We start from the raw sequence: 17,605 nt of genomic DNA on the forward strand, positions 1-17,605 counted from the left end.
CGTGAAGCGACCGCACTTCATCCTCTGAAAGCCGAGCCAGGTCGTTGAGGCGTAGGAGCCCCGCGTTGACGAGCGCACGGCGTGCAGGCGCGGCAAGGCCCAACTCCCGCCAAGCACCGTCCACCGACGCGTACCGTTCGAGATTGACTTCGCCGCGGGTCACGGGACAGCTCGCCGTCGGGTCTATGGGCCGCGCCATGGGGAAACCGTAGCTCGCGCGGCGGTGTCCCGCCTACAATCGCCGCGATCACCGGCCCAGAAGTCGAACGCTTCGCGGGCGACATCCGCGATCACCCGCTCGCGGGTGGCGTCGTCGGCCTCGCTGGCGCTGTCCGAGGCCCGTACCCCCCGTGCCCAGGACGGAGGCGAACACGAACGGCATGCGCATCGGGAGAACCCTCGTCGCCGTCACCCGGCGCGAAGCCGCCGGTCGATGAGGGCGCCGACGACCGCGCCGATAAGAATCGGCACCAGCGCGTAGAGCGGGATGAACACGAGCGCGACGGCGGACTGCGCGTCCGCCGACAGATTCAGCGACCCGTGCGCCCAGGCGAGGAAGCCGAAGCCCGCCAGCGCGGGCGCCAGCAGCGACACCGGCCGCTGGTAGAAGAAGCTGACGGCGAGGAGCGCGCCCCACGCGAGCGCATTGAACACTCCGAGGAACAGCGACGCGCCGAGGCCGCCGCCCGCGTACTGCTGCGCCCAGTCGAGGCCACGCGGCAGGCGTGCTGCGTACGGGAGCAACAGCCCGATGACGACGAGGAGGATGCGGGCGGTGCGCATGGTCATGCCGGACTCCATCGCTTTGCAGGCCGCTCAACCCGACGAACGGCGGCGCTGAAGAATATCCCGTCCGGCTCAAGTCCCAGCTCCGTGGGTCTTCCTCCAACCCCGGCGTGGCCCCGCGCCGTGAGGGCGCTACGGCACGCCCGTGAGCACGCGCCCGTCGTACACCCGGATATAGCCCTCGCCCTGGTCCGTGACGGCGCCGAAGCCGCCGGTCACCACGACATGGCCCGCCGGGGTGAGCGCGAGGTCGCTGATACGGACCGGACCTCCCATCCCCGTGCTCCCCTCGACGTAGGTCACCGGGCCGAGAACACGGGTCGTGAGGTTCATTGCCGCGAACCAGCCCCGGCCAAACTCCGTTCCAACCGCGAGGGGTTCGTGCCCACCGACGAGCAGCGCGCCGGAGTGCGCGAAGGTCTGCAGGGTGACCACGCCCGGCCCGTTCGGGATGGTCGCGGTCCACTGCGTCACCCCGTTCGCTCCAATCCACCGCTGGGTGAAGCCCCTGGTAGACGGGGAGGTGTTGGGCAAGAGGGTGCTCGTCGCGCCCTCGGCGTTGACGGCGAAGAGGTCCCAGCCGTCCTGCGACTCCCACAGGATGGCGCCCTCCGCGCTGTACTTCCGGAGGTAGGACTTCACGAACACCGACTCCCCGGACGTCGCGTTCCGGTTGAACACGCTGCCGGACAGATAGACCTCCCCCTGGTCATTCACCGCCAGGCCAGAGGCGTAGTTGAACTGGCCCTCATTGAAGCGCAGGCTCCAACGCTTGGCAGCCTGCGGCGAGATGGCGATGAGTTCCAGCTGACGCGCGAGCTCATGATTGCCCAGGCTCAACAGCACGTAGACATTCCCGCTGGCGCTCACCGCGAGCTCGTGCCAGCCGGGATTCTCGACGGATTCTGAAGAGGTCCACAGCACCTGCCCGTGCGTGTCGTACCGGGTCACCCGTCCGGAGGAGTCCACCACGTAGGCATTGCTCGCGCCATCCAGGGCCATCTCCACCCCGCCGCTCAGGGGGACCGACCAGCGCAGCTGCCCGGTGCTGCTGAGCCGCTGCAGCTGCCCGACCTCCAGGACGACGATGTCACCACCGGCCGAAACCGCCACGCTCCGCGGATGAGAGCCCCGCCGCGCCTCCCACCGCAGGAGGGACTCGAGCGCCTCCAGGGAGACGACCTTCGTCCCGTCCATGACGAGCGAGCAGCCGCCACCCGCCACCACGGCGCAGGCCCCGCCCCAGGTCGGAATCCCCGCTGGTTCGGCCCGGAGCGTCACCTGCGCCTGGCGAACCGGCATCCTGCACGGCTCGTCGCAGGACCAGCCTTCCCCCTCGGCCACCACGCGCGCTCCGCCACCCGGCAGGCTCAGCACCTCCACATAGCCGACGCCCATGCCCTTGAGGACCGCGCTGTCCACGTCGGGCGCGCCCTCCACCTCAAGGCGCGCCTCGCTCGGCCCCGCAAGCCGGGGCGAGAACCGCACCCGCACCTCGCACTCCCTGCCCGCGTCGAGGAAGCGCTCGCAGGTGTTGGCGGTGATGGTGAACCCGCTGCCCTCCACCTTGACGGACACGGACTCCACCGCCGACGGAGACGCGTTGCGCACGGTGAAGAGGTGCTCGGGGGAGGACCGGCCCACCTCCAGCTCACCGAAGTCGGCCTCCTCCCGGTCGATGATGAGCACGGCCGGCTTCTGTTCGTCGCGAGAGCACGCGGCGGAAAGGACAGACGCGCTGAGCAGCAGGGAGAGCAATGGCTTGCGAAGCATGCGCGGCCTTCTATGCGAGCCCATGTCCGCGTGACAAGCTGGCACAGGCATCATCAAGCCGAGGACAAGCGCCTCGGGCTCGTTACGGCGGTAGATGACTGCGGGCTGAGCTGCCGATGCGCATCCGAATTCGTGGCCCCCACGGCGAGGGGCGGCACGTCATCAGCGGCACCCTGCCGTGCGGCAGTAGCTCGCGAACATCCAAGGCGACTGGCAAGGGCGCTTCATGGCGCTTCCAGCGGCGGCAGGTGGACACCTCGCCGTCACCCACTGCTGCTGCCCCAATTCCAGAAGCGGACAGCCTTGCCATTCAGCTCGCTGGCTAGACTAAAAGGACGTGACCATGCGACCACGCGCCTGCGCCGCACTTCTCCTCTTCCTCTCGGCGTGCGCTACGTCGGCACCGAGCCCAAGAGAACGCGCGCCCCGAACACCAAGAGTCCGCAACCTCCAGCGAGCGGCAAAGCTGCCGTGGCGGGACGGGGGACATTGCGTCGTCCGTGAGGCTTCCCAGCCTTGGCCCGTGATGGCGGAGCGGTGCTACCAAGCCCTCGACCATGACCGGGTCCGGTTCAACGACCCGACGGGAAGGTGCGCGGTCGCATCAGCGGGCGCGGCGGCCCTGGGAGTCGGCCTTTGTGTCCTGGTCGCACCAGAGATTGTAGTGGGCGCGGTGATCGTCGTCGGCGTGGTGGTGGTGGGAGTCGTCATCAAGGAAGCGCTGGAGGCGTATGAGTTGAGAGGGAGTCGTTCGGGGGAGGTAGAGCCCTCGCCCCAAACGAAGACCGCCCCGCAGGAACCCTCAACAAATCGAAAGCCCAAGTCGAAGCCATCAGGGCAGGACGGGTTCCCCCCGGTGCCGACTGAGCCACTGGAGCGAGAGCGACGTCCTGAGTGCAGGCCCGTCCCGGTTCCTCACGCGGGCAAGGATGCCCCGCACAACGAGTGCGCCGACACGTTTCCGCCCAACCGCTATCCCGGCATGGACGTACGTGTGAATGGCATCCGCTTCGATGCGCTGCAAGTCGGCGTGCGCGTGCTATGGGAGATCAAGACCCACCGGTTTGACACATACAATGGCTTCATCCGGGAGCGGGAAATCGAGAAGGAGCTCGAGCAATTGGCCCAGGAGCGCGACGCTGCGCGGGCCTGTGGATATGACTTCGTTGTTGGCGTGAGCACCGACGCGCACAGACTCGCGCTGCTCAAGCAGGATCCAACCTTCACGATCGTCGTAACGGGGTGCAAAAGATGACCACTCGAAGCCCCCTCATTCTCAACGTCTATGCGCCTGCGCTTTTGGGTAACGACAAACGCACACTCGCTGCCGTCCATGGGTTGGAAAAGGCGCTCCCCGGATTGCGCCTGGAGTGGAGAGTCACCGAGAGGCGACGGCTTGCCGCGTTGCCACAGCGCGATGCGTGGTTGGCGGAGGCGGCCACGCGCGGCGAGTTCCCGCTGATATGCAACGGCGATGAGCGCTACGCCGTGATGATTTCCGGGCGCCACCGCTCCGCGTATGTGAGCCCAGGCGGTCGGCCACAACTCCAAGTCCATGCGAAGCTGCCACTGGACGCCGCCGTTATCACGGCAGCGGCGGATGTGCTTGAAGCAGTGGCAGAGGGCGCACGCGCGTTCTGGGGGCATGCGACGACGGACGGCGCTTCGGGAGACATCGCGCTGCAAATTGCGCCCACTCTGGAAGGGCCGCCGTCCCCCCCCCGGGGCCTGCCCGCCCTGAAGCTCTTCGAGCACATCCGCTCCCCCGAGATTCCCTATTACCTCGGGTGGCTGAACTACTGGTCTGTTGCTGCCGCGCAGGCCATCGGGTTCCCAGACCCCTCGCGCGACGCGGACCTGCTCACGCGGGCGCGGCGCACGGCGTCGGGCGGGTGGGTCGTGCAGCTCACGGACGCGCCGCTCGACCTGGACAACCCCACCCACCTGGACGCGCTCAAGTGGGCCTATGAGCGCTTCCCGGAGATTGGCGGTCGCTCGGCGCCTTGACCCCTCAGCTCGGGGGCCCCAAGTGAGAGCGGCCGGGCGCTGTTCGGTGGACGCCTCACAGTCACCCACTGCTGCTGCGACTCCCCCCAAGGTATCGGACCTCAAGCATCGTGGCGAAACGTGGGCCCTGACCGGCCTTACTTGGACTGAGGTACGGCCATGCCCATCGCCCCCCTGCTCGCAGAGCTCTCACGACACCACTTTCCCAACCCTCCTGCGACGCCTGTCCAAATCGCGGCATTCGAGTCTCGCGTGGGATGGAAGCTGGAGGAGTAGCCGCGCGACGGTGCTCGCCGCTGCCTGCGCCGCTCACCCTGGAGCCCCGCGACACCTCAGGGGAACGTCACGTTGCCAATCGTCACCGTGCGAGGACCCTCTGCCTCCCACAGCTTGAGCGAAAAGGAGCCTCGCGCGGATTCAGCGGACGCTTCTGCTTCAATCACCACGCGCCCGTTTCCTCCCGAGATGATGGGTGATTCTTGCCATACGCGGAGCACCTTCAATTCAGTTCCAGAGGGCCCGCGAAGTGTAGCGCCACTCGCAGTCCACGGCAGTCCTCCGCGCAGGGCCCTCAGGGAGACTTCAAGGGCGATACGACTCTTCGAGCGGAAACTTTGAACCTGGAATGGCTCAAGGGCGTTCCTCCGGTCCAAGGAAACCGTCTTGGTCACGATCCGACCGGCCACACCGTTCACATCGATGCCGCCGGTCGCGAGCAATCCCGCGAAGCCCCCCGGAGCGCCGTGCTCCGACACCAGCCGCGCATTCTCTTCCTGGCATCGTCGCGTCTCGGCGCGCGCCTCCCTCGCTTCCTGCTGGTACGACTCAACGCTCCTCGCGCTCCGGTACACCTCGACAAGGCTGTCTGCGCGCGCGGGATGAACCGTCAGCAGGAACGAAGCCCCAGGAGGCGCTGCGCCGTCGCGGAAGCGCACAGACACCCGGAACTTCTCCCCGGGAGTCCCCCGCTCCGAAGGAACCAGTCGCATCGTCGTGCGGCCCACGTCGACATTCGAAAAGGCATGCCTCCCCTCCAGGGCGACCCCCTCTTGAGCCAACTCCGAGTCAAAGAGAAGCACGGTGGACAAACCGGGGCTGACGGCAATCTCGGTCAGCGCGCCTGAGTCATCCGGCCCCAACTCGATTCGCCGAGCGCCGTTCCCCGACACCATGTTCCCCTGTGCCGCAGAGCTCCCCGCCAGGAGCGAGAGCGAGAGGAAAACGACCGATGATGTTGCATGCATCCGTCCACGACTCCCTCACGCGGCACCCCGCGCCGCATCACTCAAACTCGCGCACCGCCCTCACGTCGCCGGTCGTGAAGACACGAGCCGAGGTCGGACTGTCGTCCCCTGGCTCCCGCTCCAGCCCCTTCACCAAGGACTCAGATTGCAACTCCAGGCACACGGGAAAGCTCTTTCCATCGCGAGTACGCGCATGGGTGAACCGGCCATAGACGCGGTCACTCACAATGAGGCGCCCAGAGAAGATGGTGGAAGACGGAATGCGATTCCACCTGCCGAGCAGTTCCACTTCAGCCGGACGATCCGTCACCGTGATGACCTGCGGCCTGCTGACTAGAAAAGTCACGAAATGGTGGTCTTCCACTTTGACGCCCCACCGCGCCATCTCCTCAACAGCCCCGTCCGGGCATGGCTCAGGGGGCGGCGGCGGGCGCACCTGCGCTCCGGGGCACGCCAGCCCCGTGCAGGCCGCCACCGCGACAAGCGCCTTGCTCATGATGCCCGCGCCCTTCCTTCCAGGCTTTGGTGGCGGCGGGGTCTGGGTCTTCTCCATCTTCACGGTGGTGGCCTCGGGGAGCATCGCAGGGGCAGCGAAGGCCGCAGGGGTGGACTCCTTGCCGGAGAGGGGCGCTGCGGCGTGGACAGCTTGGGATGAACTCTCCGGGCGCGCTACTTCCTGACGGGGCGGGATGGCCCCCGCGCCGCGTGACGTCCGCGAGTTCCACGCCCACCCCACCACGGCGAGCACCGCGAGCAGCGCCAGTGCCGCCGCGCCCCAACGCAGCGAGGACAGCATGGGCCGCGAAGCTTGTTCCGATGCGGCGCTCCGCTCCTCCAACGATGGCGCCTGCGCCTCCAATGGAGGAGACCTCGCCTGCTCTCGCCGCTTGCCGCGCCGGGGGCGGTGCAGCGGTTCGTTCAGCCACTTGTCGAAGGTGTCCCTGTCCCCCTCCGTCGTCGCGGTGTCCTCGCCGTGGGCGTCACACAGCGGCACGTCCCACGCCGCGTCCGCGCCTCGCAGCGCCTCCTCCAGCGCGGCACGCAAAGCCCCCGCGCTCGGCACCCGCGCGACCGGCGCCTTCTCCAGCAGCCGCATGCACACGTCACTGAGCGCCGCGGGCACACGCGCGTTCACCTGGCGGGGAGCAATCGCTTCATTCGTGATGACGACATCCGCCAGCGTGAAATAGTCCCCCACGAAGGGAGGCCGCGCGGTGAGGAGTTGGTAGAGGACCACGCCCAGCGCCCACAAGTCGTCCAAGGGGCCCGGCGTGTAGAGAGCCCCAGGCACCCGGGCATGCTGACGGAAGAAGCTCCACGCCTCCGGAGCGCGGTACTCCGGCGTCCCGGGCGGGAGGATGTCCGCCGTGATTCCTGGAGCTCCCGCGTAGTCCCCCACGCCGAAGTCCACCAGCTTCGCCGCACCATCCACGGTGCGCACCATGACATTGGCCTCCTTCACGTCACGGTGAAGCACACCTGCCTCGTGGACGGCCTCCAGTGCCCGCGCCACGTCCAGCACGACGCGCGCCACCTGCCGCGCGGAGGGGTTCTCCTCGGACGCCCACACGTCCAACTGCCGCCCTTCCACGTACTCCATGACGATGACGCCGAACTCCGGAGCCGCCGCCGGCCACCTCCCGAAGCCGTGAAGGCCCACCACGTTGGGGTGACTCAGCTTCAGCAGAATGGAGACTTCACGCTCCACCCGCGCGCCCACGCGCGCCAGCTCCAACAGCTTCAGCGCGTAGGCCTGCCCCTCACACCGCGCGAGGTACACGGCCCCGAAGCCGCCGCTGCCCAGCCGACGCTCCACCGTGTAGCCCACCACCTGGACACCGGGCGCGAGCACCGCGAGGGCAGGCTCCTTGTGCCTCACGGCGTCCGTCTCCCGGCCGTCCGGCCCTCGCTCATGCGCGCACCCTCCCAACGGGCCGCGCACCCTACCAAAGCGACTCCCCCGGAGGGAGTCCGTCCTCGCGACCGACTTGTGCCGCTTGACGTCTGACATCCAGCATCATCCTCTGGACGTCTGGCATCCCATTCCACTACGAAGGAGGGATGGAAGAAGTCACCTTCGGGAAGTTCCATGAATGAAGAGCTGGCAATCACCATCGGCACGGTCGCGCGTGAGGCGAGGGAGAAGCTGGGGATGACGCGCGCCGAGGTGGCCGAGCGCGTGGGCCTCGTGGAGCCCGCCTACGGGCGCCTGGAGCGAGGGAAGGTGCTGCCCAGCGTCCCCGTCTTCCACCGCCTCAGCCTGACGCTGGGCCTCTCTCCCGAGGTCCTGCTGGGCACGACGCCGCGCGGTTCAGGGAAGAAGCCCCCACGCGCTCCGTCCCTGGAAGCGGAGACGCCCGAGCTGCGCCGACTGCTGGCGCTCGCGCGGAGGCTGGACGCGGAGAAGCTGGACGCGCTCCTCCACGTCGCCACCGCCCTGACTCGCTAGTCTTCCTTCGCGAGCGCCTCGAGTTCGTGCGCGTCCAGCCCCTCCGGGTAGAGGCCGCCCTCACCGAACTCCACCACGTCCCGCAGGCAACCTCCCTCCGCGATGACGCGGGCGACCTCCGCCTGGGCATCCTGGCGCCCGAAGGTCGGATGCCGCTTTGTCAGCGCCGCGCGCAGTTCGTCCCCCAGGTCCGCCGCCGTGGCGAAGCGCTCCCCCGGGACAACACGCAAAGCCTTGTGGAGGAGGGCCTTCACGTCCGCAGACACCCCCGCCACGGCCGCCTCGACCTCCGCCGGACCGAAGCTGGAGAGCAGCACGCGCATCTGCGTCAGCGGCAAGGAAGGGCGCTGCTCGGCCTGGAGGGGACTCAGCCCCCTGGGCGGTGACGGCACGTCCTCCACGTCGAAGAGGTGCGTGCCCGTCAGCAACTCCACGAGCACCACGCCCAGACTGAAGACGTCCGAGGCCGGGGACAACGGCAGGCGCTCCAGGTACTCAGGAGAGGCATAGGCCACGTCACCTCGGACGAGGTTGGCGGGAGACTCAAGCCGCCCCACCATGAGCGAGTAGGCGGCGCCGAAGTTGGCGAGCTTCACCGCGCCATGCGCCCCCAGGTAGATGTGCCGAGGGTTGACGTCCCGGTGGATGATGCCCAGCGGCTTGCCGGTCTCGCCTCGCGACGTGTGGGCGTGATGGAGGGCGTCCGCGACCTCGGCGCCGATGTAGAGCGCCAGCGCTTCGGACACGGGCCTGCGCCGCGCGATGCCCGCGCTCACCAACGTGTCCAGCGAGGGCCCGTCCACGTACTCCATGACGACATGCGGCGTGTTCCGGTGAATCTTCAGGTGGAAGACCTGGGCGATGCTGGGGTGATTGAGCCGGAAGGCCAGTTGAATCTCATCAGAGAGCCGCTTGCGCTCCTCGTAGGTCGAGGGGCTGGGCAGACGACGCACGAGGCACCGGCCCGGCACCTCCTCCTCCAGTGCATAGCGGTGGGCCAGGAGCAGCGCCTCGCCCGTGGGCATCCGCATCAACTCACGGACGGCCTCGTACCGGACGCCCCCCACCGTGAAGAGCGGCTGGGGTGTCCTTGGCGTCGCGAGTGGAGGAAGGGCGTGGGACCGCGCGGGGCGTCTGTCACTGTCGGTCGTGGAGGGCATGCGGTCCTCGGGAGGCAATGCTTGGGTTTCCGAGGAGTCTCAACGATTTGAACCCTTCAAGTCCACATATCATGGACTTTATAGATTCACAGCATCAGGATATGCGCTGGCGAGTCCTGGGAGGGACGCTCTACGCGGTGGACACGGGGGCACGCTAATCTTTCCCAAGGCGAAGGGGGCGGCAATGCGCGCTGACGTACTGCTGTTGGTGGTGGCGGTGCTGGCCTCGGGGTGCGCCTCGGCGCCGAATGCTCCCGAACGTGACGGACCGCTGCGCTACACGCCGCGCGTGGCCGCGTCCCCCGCGTGGGGAGAAGCGCCAAGCGATTCAGGGCCCGAGGTGCACCCACGGCGATTGCGCCGCAAGGGGCCACGTCACGACGTCACGGAAGCCGGGCCTGGCCCCGTGTCTGGAGCTGCCGGAGGTAGGGAGCGGAGTGCCGCAGCGACGCGTCAGGCCGTCCTCGACGCCATTGACGAGGTGAAGCGCTCCATGGAGGGCAGCGAAGCCGCGCGCTCCCGACTTGCGTCACGTCCGCCCTCCCTCGGTGGCCGGGGGCTCGCCGGGGTATTCACACGCTATCTCAACCACGGCTCCGAGCAACGGGCGTGGCTCCGACGAACGCTTGGGAGCGCCACCGCGCTGGTGAGAGTGGCGTCGCAGGTGGGGGACTCCGACATGGAGTTAGGCGTCCTCCGCATGTCGGGACCTCGACTCCAGGCCGCGATGTTCGGAGCCCTGCTGCTGGCCACGTGGGTGGACTTCCTCCAACTCGCTGACGCCGTGGTACGCGACTGTCCCATGTGCGGTTACGAGAAGCTGTTCGTGGACCTGCATCGAGTTCAAAGCCTGATGACTCCGACGCTGGAAGAGCTCGCCTCGGGGGACTCGGAGCGCGTAGAGGCGGCGGCGACCGCGATGCCCGCGCTGATGGGCGAGCTGACCCGTGAGTTCGACGCGATTCATCGGGATGCGCGCTCGGCCATGGAGTTCGGCGGCAAGGTCATGGTGGCGGCGCAGGTGCTGGAGATGCTCACCATGGTTTCCACGCTGAAGATGTCGCTGCCCCGGCTACCCCCGGCCGCACCCGCGACGCTCGGCGTTGGGTTCGTCATGAGTTCGGGCGGCGTCATGGTGGGCTCGCGAATCGTCGTCTCCGCGGAGTGGGTGGAGATGATGCGAAGGCTCGTGCAGGCAGGCGTCCTCTCCCTCCCGGCCGTCAGCGCGGCCATCCGCATTCACGGCGGACAGGTGGTGATGGCCCAGGCGCACCAGGACTTGCCCAAGGGCGTGCGCGACGCGCTGGGGGACAGTCCCGAAGTGCGCGGCATGCAGGTGACGGACAGAGCGGGCGCGGGCATGTCCGACGCACCGAAGCACCACGTCCTGCCGAAGGAGCACCGGGCGTGGTTCGAGGCGCGCGGCTTCAAAGGGGACATGGACATCGACCAGTTCTGCGTGCGGCTGGAGCGGGCCCACCATGAGGCGATTCACGGTGGAGGGAACTGGAAGCTGGGGCGCATGTGGCCCGGCGAGTGGAACCGGATGATCATGGATGCACTTCTCAAGGCTGAGAAGAGGGCGGGCCAGATGTTGACGCGGAATACAATCCTTCGGACCGTCGCTGAGAACATGAGGCTCTACGACGTCCCGATGAAGTTCACTCAAGGGAGAAGCCGATGACCGATGGACGTTCGTGGCAGGGGAATTGGAAGGCCCGTCTGTATGAACGAGTCCGTGAGCGAGGTTACGACTCGGTCACAGCCTTTGCCGAGGCCCGTCCCACCGCGTCCCTGGTCGCTCTTGCAGAGGAGCTTGGCCCGGATGACGTCGCTGGCGTTCAGGTGTTCAGGGGGTTGGTTGCCGAGGCTGAACGCAGCAAGAAGTTCACTCGACTGGTGCGTGGGCAACTCGTGCGGGAGTTGTACGAACGTCTCCCCAACGGCTGGCCGCCCGTGCTGGAGGGTGACGCACGGATGGAGGTCGCCATAGCGCTTGGCCAGTGGTTCGCCTACACACCAGAACCTGATAAGGACCGCGTCGACCGGGTCGGAGATGCGCTGCTCACCAATCCCCCGCCCCCTGGTTGGCGCCCGCTCGGTCCTGACGACGAGTTGCTCCGGACGCTTCTCCCCGACGACGAAGCCTGAACGGAACCGGAGCTGCCTCCCGTTTCTCGTGCTGCCTGCGGATATGTGCTCGCAGGTCATGCCCTCCGCGGGCTCAGCCCCGTGAGCGTTGGCGAGTGCGTCGCGCCCCCAGCAGGAACATGAGCCCTGCGAGGAGTGGCACCGAGGTGGTGGTGGTGCAGCCAGACTTGGACGGAGCGTCATCATCCGGGACGCCGTCACCCCCATCCGGGACGCCGCCATCCGTTGGGAGGGGGCAGCCGGGTGTTGGCAGCCCTCGAGGGTAGGTCTCGCAGATGCCCTGGAGCGTGCCAGGGTCGATGATGCGCTTCTGCGTATCGCCCCATGGCAGGACGCGAGACATCGTGGAATCGGTGCGTGTCAGCAGGGCGAACCCCAGCCCCTCTCCAATGGAGCGTGTCACCAGGCTCTGGACATCTCCAACAACGCAGCCGGGCTCGATGACTCCCTGGTCGCAGGGGGGACCGTCCAGCGTGGTGAGCATGCCATTGCTGTTGTTGAGGCTGATGTTGGTGCCGAGAATCTCACCGGTGGACAGCCGGAAATGGCTCGTCTCATCAACGACATCATCCGGCGCGAAGGGCCAACAGTCATACTTTTCGGAGCAGGTGTCACTCTGCCAGCAGACATCGTTATCGGGGACGATGTCCGAGCAGTTCACCTGGCGGAAGGTCACCAGCATCTTCCCGTCGAGCGGCATCGGCGCGGGATGGGGCACATCCTCGCCGGGCGTGAACACCAGGTCCGAGCAGCTGGCCACGGCCTGATTCCAGGTGTTGAACGCGGCGGTGACCGCCGCCCTCTCTTCAGCGGTCGGGTGGCCACCCGAGGTGGTCATCGCATAGGTCACGGCCCTGTCACCGCGGCACAGCTCCACCCCTTCGATTCGTGTCCGTTCGTAGGACTGTGCCCGCGCGTTGGACACATTGAAGAGGATGAAGAGAGGAGTGAATAGAAAAACCCTGGAAGGGAGCATGTCCGGACAATCATAGACGGTGCTGGAGCCCCATCAACCGCTCCGGCGTGCGCCCGACTCGGAAGGCAAGCGGGCGTTCGGCCGGGCCTCCAGAGCCGCCCTCCAAGGAGGCGTTCGACCGCCGGTCGCCAGGAAGACGCCTGTGCGTTGATTCGTGGCGGCTCCAGAATCTTTGGGACGCGGTGAGCGTACTCACGCTGTTAACTCAGTCCACCCGAGCCGGGGTACGGAGGAGGCATATTTGGGTGGGGCTGAGACAGCCGGAGACGCGCGCTACCAGGAGCTGTTCAACGGAGCGGATGTCTCCCTCTGGGAGGAGGACTTCACCGCCGTCGCGTCCGCGCTCGACGGCCTGCGTGCCTCCGGCGTCCAGGACCTGCGCGCCTGGCTCGTGGAGCACCCCGGGTTCGTGATGGAGGCCGCGGGGTGGGTGAAGGTCGTGGACGTGAACGAGGCCACGGTGCGCCTGCTCGAGGCGCGCGGCTGGGATGAGGTGCTTGGCACCCTGGCCCTGTCCCGCCTCTTCGTCCCGGAGACGGTGAAGGCCTTCACCGCCGAGCTCCTCATGTTCTGGGACGGCGGCACGCGGCTGGAGTTCGAGACCGAGCTTCAAACGCTGCGGGGGCGCCACATCGACGTGATGCTCACCCTGACCCGGCCGTCGAGCGAGCGAAGCGACCGGGTCTTCATCACCATGCGGGACGTCACCGCGCAGAAGGCGTCCCAACGGGCGCTCCAGGAGAGCGAGGCCCGCTTCCGGAACATGGCGGACCACGCGCCGGTGATGCTGTGGATGACGGACGCCACCGGCCGCTGCGTCTACCTCAGCCGGACCTGGTACGAGTTCACCGGACAGACGGAGGCAGCGGGCCTGGGCTTCGGCTGGCTCAAGGCCGTGCATCCCGACGACGCCGAGCAGTCCGGGGCGGTGTTCCTCGACGCCAACGCGCGGCGCAGCCCCTTCCGGCTCGACTACCGGCTGCGGCGCTCGGATGGTGCGTACCGGTGGGCCATCGACTCGGCCAGCCCCCGCTTCGGGCCGGGCGGCGAGTTCCTGGGCTACATCGGCTCCGTCATCGACATCTCCGAGCGCAAGCAGGTCGAACAGGAGCGCGAGGGGCTGCTGACCGCCATGGACGAGGCCATCCGGCTGCGCGACGAGTTCCTCGCCGTGGCCAGCCACGAGCTCAAGACGCCGCTGACGCCGCTCAACCTGAAGCTGCAGACGCTGGCGCGAGCCACCCTGGAGCGGCGCGGACCAGAGCTGCTGGAGCGGCTGCCCGCGGACCTGGCGGTCATGCAGCGGCAGGTGAAGCGGCTGTCGACGCTGGTGGGTGAGCTGCTGGACGTGACGCTCATCAGCAGCGGTCAGCTGCGCCTGGAGCTGGAGCCGGTGGACCTGAGAGCGCTGGTCCAGGATGTGGCCGCGCGCTTCGAGGGTGAGGCACAGCGCACCGGGACGCCCATCCAGGCGGAGCTGGACGCGGTGGTGGTGGGCCAATGGGACCGGGTGCGGCTGGAGCAGGCGGTGTCCAGCCTCCTCTCCAACGCCCTCAAGTACGGCGTGGGCCACCCCGTCTACCTGCAGGCTGGCGGGACGGCGGAGCGCGCCTGGTTCAGCGTCCGTGACGAAGGCATTGGCATTCCCCCCGAGGCCGTGGGCCGCATCTTCGAGAAGTTCGAGCGCGCCGTCTCCGAACGGCACTACGGCGGACTGGGCCTGGGGCTGTACGTCACGCGGCAGAACGTCAAGGCCATGGGCGGCACCATCGACGTGCGGAGCACGCTGGGCCAGGGCGCCACCTTCGTGGTGCACCTGCCCTGCCAGGTTCCTGGCGCGGACGCGGCGCGGGAAATGGCGTCATGAAGCGCTCCCAGGCGCTGGCGTGGGACGGCCGCGCCGCGCTGGAGTCGGTGCGGGCCCGCCGGCCCGACCTGGTGCTCAGCGACGTGATGATGCCGGGGCTGGACGGCTTCGGGCTGCTGCGCGCGCTGCGCCAGTCGCCCTTCACCGCGGACCTCCCCGTCATCCTCCTGTCCGCCCGCGCGGGCGAGGAGGCCACCGTCGAGGGGCTGGAGGCCGGCGCCAACGACTACCTGGTGAAGCCCTTCTCCGCGCGGGAGCTGCTGGCGCGCGTGGAGGGCAACCTCGCCGTGTCCAGGGTGCGCGAGGAGCAACGCCGGGTCGAGCAGGCGAGGCAGGCGCTGGCCGTCGTGGTGGAGCAGAGCCCAGATGCGATTGGCATCGCGGACACCGCGGGCCGCGTCACCTACCTCAACGAGGCCGCGCAGCGGATGCTGGACGTGGCGGGACAGGAGGCGGCGCGCCGCACCGCCTTCATGGACTACTTCCCCGAGGAGGACCAAGCCTTCATCCGGGACACCCTGCTCCCCGCCGTGGCGACGCAGGGGCGCTGGGAGGGTGAGCTCCAGCTGCGCAACCTCCAGACGGGCGCGCACATCCCCGTCTTCTACAACGTCTCCACCCTCACCGACCCCCGGACGGGCCAGCCGGTGGGCATGGTCGCCGCGGGGCGCGAGCTGGGCGCGTCCGTGCTGGCGCGCCGGGAGGAGCTGAACGAGCGGAGCCTGCGCGCGGTGCTGCGCATCCAGGCCTCCGCGGAGCGCGCGGTGCGGATGACGCGCGACCTGCTGGACTTCACCCAGGTGCGCATGGGCGGAGGGCTGCCCATCCACCGGCGGCCCGTGGACCTGCACGAGCTGGCGCAGCAGGTGATTGAGGAGCTGCGGCTGAGCCACCCCGAGCGGGAGCTCCACGTGAAGTCGGACGGGGACGCCTTTGGCGAATGGGATTTGGACCGCATCGCGCAGATGCTGGGCAACCTGGTGAGCAACGCGCTCCAACACAGTCCCGAGGACTCCCGCGTGACGGTGCGCGTCCACGGCGAGGCGTCGCGGGTCATGCTGTGCGTCCACAACGAGGGGCCCTCGATTCCCGACGACGCCAGGGAGCGGCTCTTCCGTCCGCTCCAGCGAGCACGGACGGGCGGCGCCAACGCGGGGCGCAGCATTGGCCTGGGGCTCTTCATCGTGAAGCACATCGTCGAGTCCCACGGGGGCACCGTCGACGTGTCGTCCCGCGAGGGCCACGGCACGACGTTCATCGCGTGGCTGCCCCGGCTTCCTCCCAAACAGACCACCGCCTCAGGCGGGCGCTGAGCGCGAGCCCGTCGCCCGGCGCTTGCGCGCCGCGCGCGCGGCGGGCTTCTTCACCGGGGGGGCGGGCGCCGGGGCCGCCGGCGGAGGCAACACCGTGACGACGGCGTTCACCACCCGGGACACCGCGCGGAGCTGACCGGGCTCCAGCTCCCGCAGCTTGCGCGTCATGCGGCGCAGCTCCACCGGGTCTTCCTTCACTGCCTTGCGGGGCGTGACGGGCGCCCCGTCGGAGCGGCCCACGCCCAGCAGCGTGTCCGAGGAGACCTGGAGCACGTCGCACAGCCGGCGCAGCGTCTGGGTCCGGGGCAGCATCTTCCCGCGCTCCAGGCGGCTGTAGACCTCCATGGCCATGCCCATGCGTTCAGCGACGTCGCCCTGGGTGAAGCCCAGACGCAGACGGGCGTCACGCGCGGCGCGTCCCAACACGGCTGCCAGCTTGTGGTCGACGGGCTCACGCATGACGGCCGAGGGTCGCACGCTCGCCGGGTCCCGCAAGTTTCCGTCCGCCCTCCAAGTCAGGACACTACCTCACAGGGCAAACGTCATGCTATGGACCTCCAAGGTTGAATCATGACGCCGCCGACAATGACAGCCGCTGGGAACACGTCTGAATTGGACCTCCAAGGTCCTATGGGAGTCCATCCGTGACGCCGGGAGAGGACCTGCACCCATTGATGCTCCAGGACTCGGAGGAGGTGGGGGCCTTCCGCATCGTCCGGCGGCTGGCCACCGGGGGCTTTGGCGCCATCTTCCTGGCCGAATCCGAGTCGCACCGGCAGGTGGCGCTGAAGTTCGCGCTCCAGGGCCCCTCGGAGGAGGACGCGCCCGGGGCGGACGCGCGGACCTGGAAGGAGGTCCACGTCCTCATGCGCCTGGAGCACCCCAACGTCGTGGAGCTGCTGGGCTACCGGCGGTGGCCGGACGCGCGTGATGGCCACCTGGTCCTCATCATGGGCTACGTGGAGGGCCCCACCCTGTCCGAGTGGGCCCTGTCCGCGCAGCCCACGCCCCGGCGCGTGGTGCAGGTGTTCCAGCAGTTGGCGCTCACGCTGGATGCCATCCACCGCGCGGGCGTGCTCCACCGCGACCTCAAGGGCAACAACATCATCATCCGGGCGTCGGACGGGCAGCCGGTGCTGGTGGACTTCGGCTCGGGGGACCACGCGTGCTCGCCCGTGCTGACCGAGGACACCCTGCCGCCGGGCACGCCCAGCTACCGCAGCCCGGAGGCCCTGCGCTTCTGGGCCCAGCCCCGGCCGGCGGGCTCGCGTTATGCGTTCGCGCCCACGGATGACCTCTACTCGCTGGGGCTGGTGCTCTACGAGGTGCTCACCGGGAGCCTTCCCTATCCAGCGCAACTGCCTCCCGCCGGGCTGCTGGCCAGCATCGAGGTGGGTGGCTTTCCCCTGCCCTCCGTCCGCAACCCGCGCGTCCCCAAGGCGCTGGACGCCGTCGTGGCGCGCTTGCTGTCGCCCTCCGCGGCGGGGCGGCCTCGCTCGGGCGCGGCCCTGTTCGACGCGCTGGACGCGGCGCTGGCTGGCGCGGACGCGGCCTGGGACGAGCACCTGTTTCCGCCCCGCGCCCCCGAGGAGGCCGTCACCGAGGAGGCGCTGGAGCTCTTCGACGGAGACGAGGAGGCGCGCGAGCTGCGGCGCTGGATGCGGGTCCCGGAGCGAGCGGGCCCGCCAGCGTCCTTCGCGCCGCCCACCGAGCCCGTCTCCCCCTGGGCCCTGACGGAGCTCCGCCGCGCCAGCACGGGAGGGCGGCGGTGGCGGGACGCGCTGAAGTGGCTCCTGGCCACGCTGCGCTCGTGGCGCTGAGCCGGCGCGCCATTCATTGGGATGGGGAAATCCCTTCACTTTCATTCAACCTCAGAGGT

The 17,605-nt window shown here is 68.6% G+C and carries 15 protein-coding genes; 8 read left to right on the forward strand and 7 right to left on the reverse strand.

The annotated features are described in order from the left end of the window. Positions 1 to 408: 408 nt before the first annotated feature. Both KGD87_RS25930 and KGD87_RS25935 read right to left on the reverse strand, forming a co-directional pair. Positions 409 to 789 (reverse strand): hypothetical protein, encoded by a 381-nt coding sequence (locus tag KGD87_RS25930; RefSeq protein WP_284663371.1) that lies wholly within the window; start codon positions 787 to 789, stop codon positions 409 to 411. 129 nt (positions 790 to 918) lie between these two features. Next, positions 919 to 2,559 carry an NHL repeat-containing protein gene (locus KGD87_RS25935; protein WP_284663373.1) on the reverse strand — a complete coding sequence of 547 codons (1,641 nt, stop codon included), beginning with the start codon at positions 2,557 to 2,559 and terminating at the stop codon, positions 919 to 921. Between the two features lie 664 nt (positions 2,560 to 3,223). Here KGD87_RS25935 and KGD87_RS36960 point away from each other — a divergent pair. Both KGD87_RS36960 and KGD87_RS25945 read left to right on the forward strand, forming a co-directional pair. Beyond that, entirely contained in the window at positions 3,224 to 3,814 is a 591-nt protein-coding gene (locus KGD87_RS36960; RefSeq protein ID WP_350099808.1) for a DUF6310 domain-containing protein, read from the forward strand. Beyond that, a complete protein-coding gene (locus KGD87_RS25945) occupies positions 3,811 to 4,566 on the forward strand; it encodes a DUF5953 family protein (protein ID WP_284663377.1) in 756 nt (251 codons plus the stop codon). Before KGD87_RS36960 ends, KGD87_RS25945 begins: the two co-directional genes overlap by 4 nt. A gap of 332 nt (positions 4,567 to 4,898) precedes the next feature. On the opposite strand, the gene KGD87_RS25955 is transcribed toward KGD87_RS25945, so the two are convergent. Both KGD87_RS25955 and KGD87_RS25960 read right to left on the reverse strand, forming a co-directional pair. Further along, positions 4,899 to 5,810 (reverse strand): DUF2381 family protein, encoded by a 912-nt coding sequence (locus KGD87_RS25955; RefSeq protein WP_284663378.1) that lies wholly within the window; start codon positions 5,808 to 5,810, stop codon positions 4,899 to 4,901. A 37-nt stretch (positions 5,811 to 5,847) separates the two neighbouring features. Next, a complete protein-coding gene (locus KGD87_RS25960; RefSeq protein WP_284663379.1) occupies positions 5,848 to 7,689 on the reverse strand; it encodes a serine/threonine-protein kinase in 1,842 nt (613 codons plus the stop codon). A gap of 210 nt (positions 7,690 to 7,899) precedes the next feature. On the opposite strand from KGD87_RS25960, the gene KGD87_RS25965 reads away from it, so the two are divergent. Further along, on the forward strand, positions 7,900 to 8,259 hold the full coding sequence (locus tag KGD87_RS25965) for a helix-turn-helix transcriptional regulator (protein WP_284663380.1): 360 nt from the start codon (positions 7,900 to 7,902) through the stop codon (positions 8,257 to 8,259). Here KGD87_RS25965 and KGD87_RS25970 read toward each other — a convergent pair. Continuing rightward, on the reverse strand, positions 8,256 to 9,419 hold the full coding sequence (locus KGD87_RS25970; RefSeq protein WP_284663381.1) for a serine/threonine-protein kinase: 1,164 nt from the start codon (positions 9,417 to 9,419) through the stop codon (positions 8,256 to 8,258). The two genes, KGD87_RS25965 and KGD87_RS25970, sit on opposite strands and share 4 nt — an antisense overlap. 700 nt (positions 9,420 to 10,119) lie before the next feature. Here KGD87_RS25970 and KGD87_RS25975 point away from each other — a divergent pair. Continuing rightward, entirely contained in the window at positions 10,120 to 11,103 is a 984-nt protein-coding gene (locus tag KGD87_RS25975; RefSeq protein WP_350099814.1) for a DUF2380 domain-containing protein, read from the forward strand. Next, positions 11,100 to 11,570 carry an NUDIX hydrolase gene (locus tag KGD87_RS25980; protein WP_284663383.1) on the forward strand — a complete coding sequence of 157 codons (471 nt, stop codon included), beginning with the start codon at positions 11,100 to 11,102 and terminating at the stop codon, positions 11,568 to 11,570. The genes KGD87_RS25975 and KGD87_RS25980 overlap by 4 nt, the downstream gene beginning before the upstream one ends. A gap of 73 nt (positions 11,571 to 11,643) precedes the next feature. Here the strand turns inward: KGD87_RS25980 and KGD87_RS25985 are convergent, their stop codons facing one another. Continuing rightward, positions 11,644 to 12,546, reverse strand: coding sequence for an MYXO-CTERM-anchored inactivated metalloprotease (locus KGD87_RS25985; protein WP_284663384.1), 903 nt, complete (start codon positions 12,544 to 12,546; stop codon positions 11,644 to 11,646). Between the two features lie 241 nt (positions 12,547 to 12,787). Between KGD87_RS25985 and KGD87_RS25990 the strand changes: the two genes are divergently transcribed. Both KGD87_RS25990 and KGD87_RS25995 read left to right on the forward strand, forming a co-directional pair. Then, the gene (locus tag KGD87_RS25990) at positions 12,788 to 14,413 is read left to right on the forward strand and encodes a sensor histidine kinase (RefSeq protein ID WP_284663385.1); all 1,626 of its coding nucleotides are present in this window, start codon (positions 12,788 to 12,790) and stop codon (positions 14,411 to 14,413) included. Further along, a complete protein-coding gene (locus KGD87_RS25995) occupies positions 14,410 to 15,726 on the forward strand; it encodes an ATP-binding protein (RefSeq protein ID WP_284663386.1) in 1,317 nt (438 codons plus the stop codon). The genes KGD87_RS25990 and KGD87_RS25995 overlap by 4 nt, the downstream gene beginning before the upstream one ends. Here KGD87_RS25995 and KGD87_RS26000 read toward each other — a convergent pair. Next, entirely contained in the window at positions 15,712 to 16,185 is a 474-nt protein-coding gene (locus KGD87_RS26000; RefSeq protein ID WP_284663387.1) for a helix-turn-helix domain-containing protein, read from the reverse strand. The genes KGD87_RS25995 and KGD87_RS26000 overlap by 15 nt on opposite strands. Before the next feature lie 215 nt (positions 16,186 to 16,400). Here KGD87_RS26000 and KGD87_RS26005 point away from each other — a divergent pair, with 215 nt between their 5' ends. Continuing rightward, entirely contained in the window at positions 16,401 to 17,546 is a 1,146-nt protein-coding gene (locus KGD87_RS26005) for a serine/threonine-protein kinase (protein WP_502888045.1), read from the forward strand. Positions 17,547 to 17,605 lie beyond the last annotated feature (59 nt).

Source organism: Myxococcus sp. SDU36 (assembly GCF_030168875.1).
Lineage (GTDB): Bacteria > Myxococcota > Myxococcia > Myxococcales > Myxococcaceae > Myxococcus > Myxococcus vastator.

Coding starts and splice junctions, on each gene's coding strand:
- KGD87_RS25930 (WP_284663371.1), bottom strand. CDS start 789: ATGACCATGCGCACCGCCCGCATCCTCCTCGTCGTCATCGGGCTGTTG.
- KGD87_RS25935 (WP_284663373.1), bottom strand. CDS start 2,559: ATGCTTCGCAAGCCATTGCTCTCCCTGCTGCTCAGCGCGTCTGTCCTT.
- KGD87_RS25945 (WP_284663377.1), top strand. CDS start 3,811: ATGACCACTCGAAGCCCCCTCATTCTCAACGTCTATGCGCCTGCGCTT.
- KGD87_RS25955 (WP_284663378.1), bottom strand. CDS start 5,810: ATGCATGCAACATCATCGGTCGTTTTCCTCTCGCTCTCGCTCCTGGCG.
- KGD87_RS25965 (WP_284663380.1), top strand. CDS start 7,900: ATGAATGAAGAGCTGGCAATCACCATCGGCACGGTCGCGCGTGAGGCG.
- KGD87_RS25970 (WP_284663381.1), bottom strand. CDS start 9,419: ATGCCCTCCACGACCGACAGTGACAGACGCCCCGCGCGGTCCCACGCC.
- KGD87_RS25975 (WP_350099814.1), top strand. CDS start 10,120: ATGTCGGGACCTCGACTCCAGGCCGCGATGTTCGGAGCCCTGCTGCTG.
- KGD87_RS25980 (WP_284663383.1), top strand. CDS start 11,100: ATGACCGATGGACGTTCGTGGCAGGGGAATTGGAAGGCCCGTCTGTAT.
- KGD87_RS25985 (WP_284663384.1), bottom strand. CDS start 12,546: ATGCTCCCTTCCAGGGTTTTTCTATTCACTCCTCTCTTCATCCTCTTC.
- KGD87_RS25995 (WP_284663386.1), top strand. CDS start 14,410: ATGAAGCGCTCCCAGGCGCTGGCGTGGGACGGCCGCGCCGCGCTGGAG.
- KGD87_RS26000 (WP_284663387.1), bottom strand. CDS start 16,185: ATGCGTGAGCCCGTCGACCACAAGCTGGCAGCCGTGTTGGGACGCGCC.
- KGD87_RS26005 (WP_502888045.1), top strand. CDS start 16,401: ATGCTCCAGGACTCGGAGGAGGTGGGGGCCTTCCGCATCGTCCGGCGG.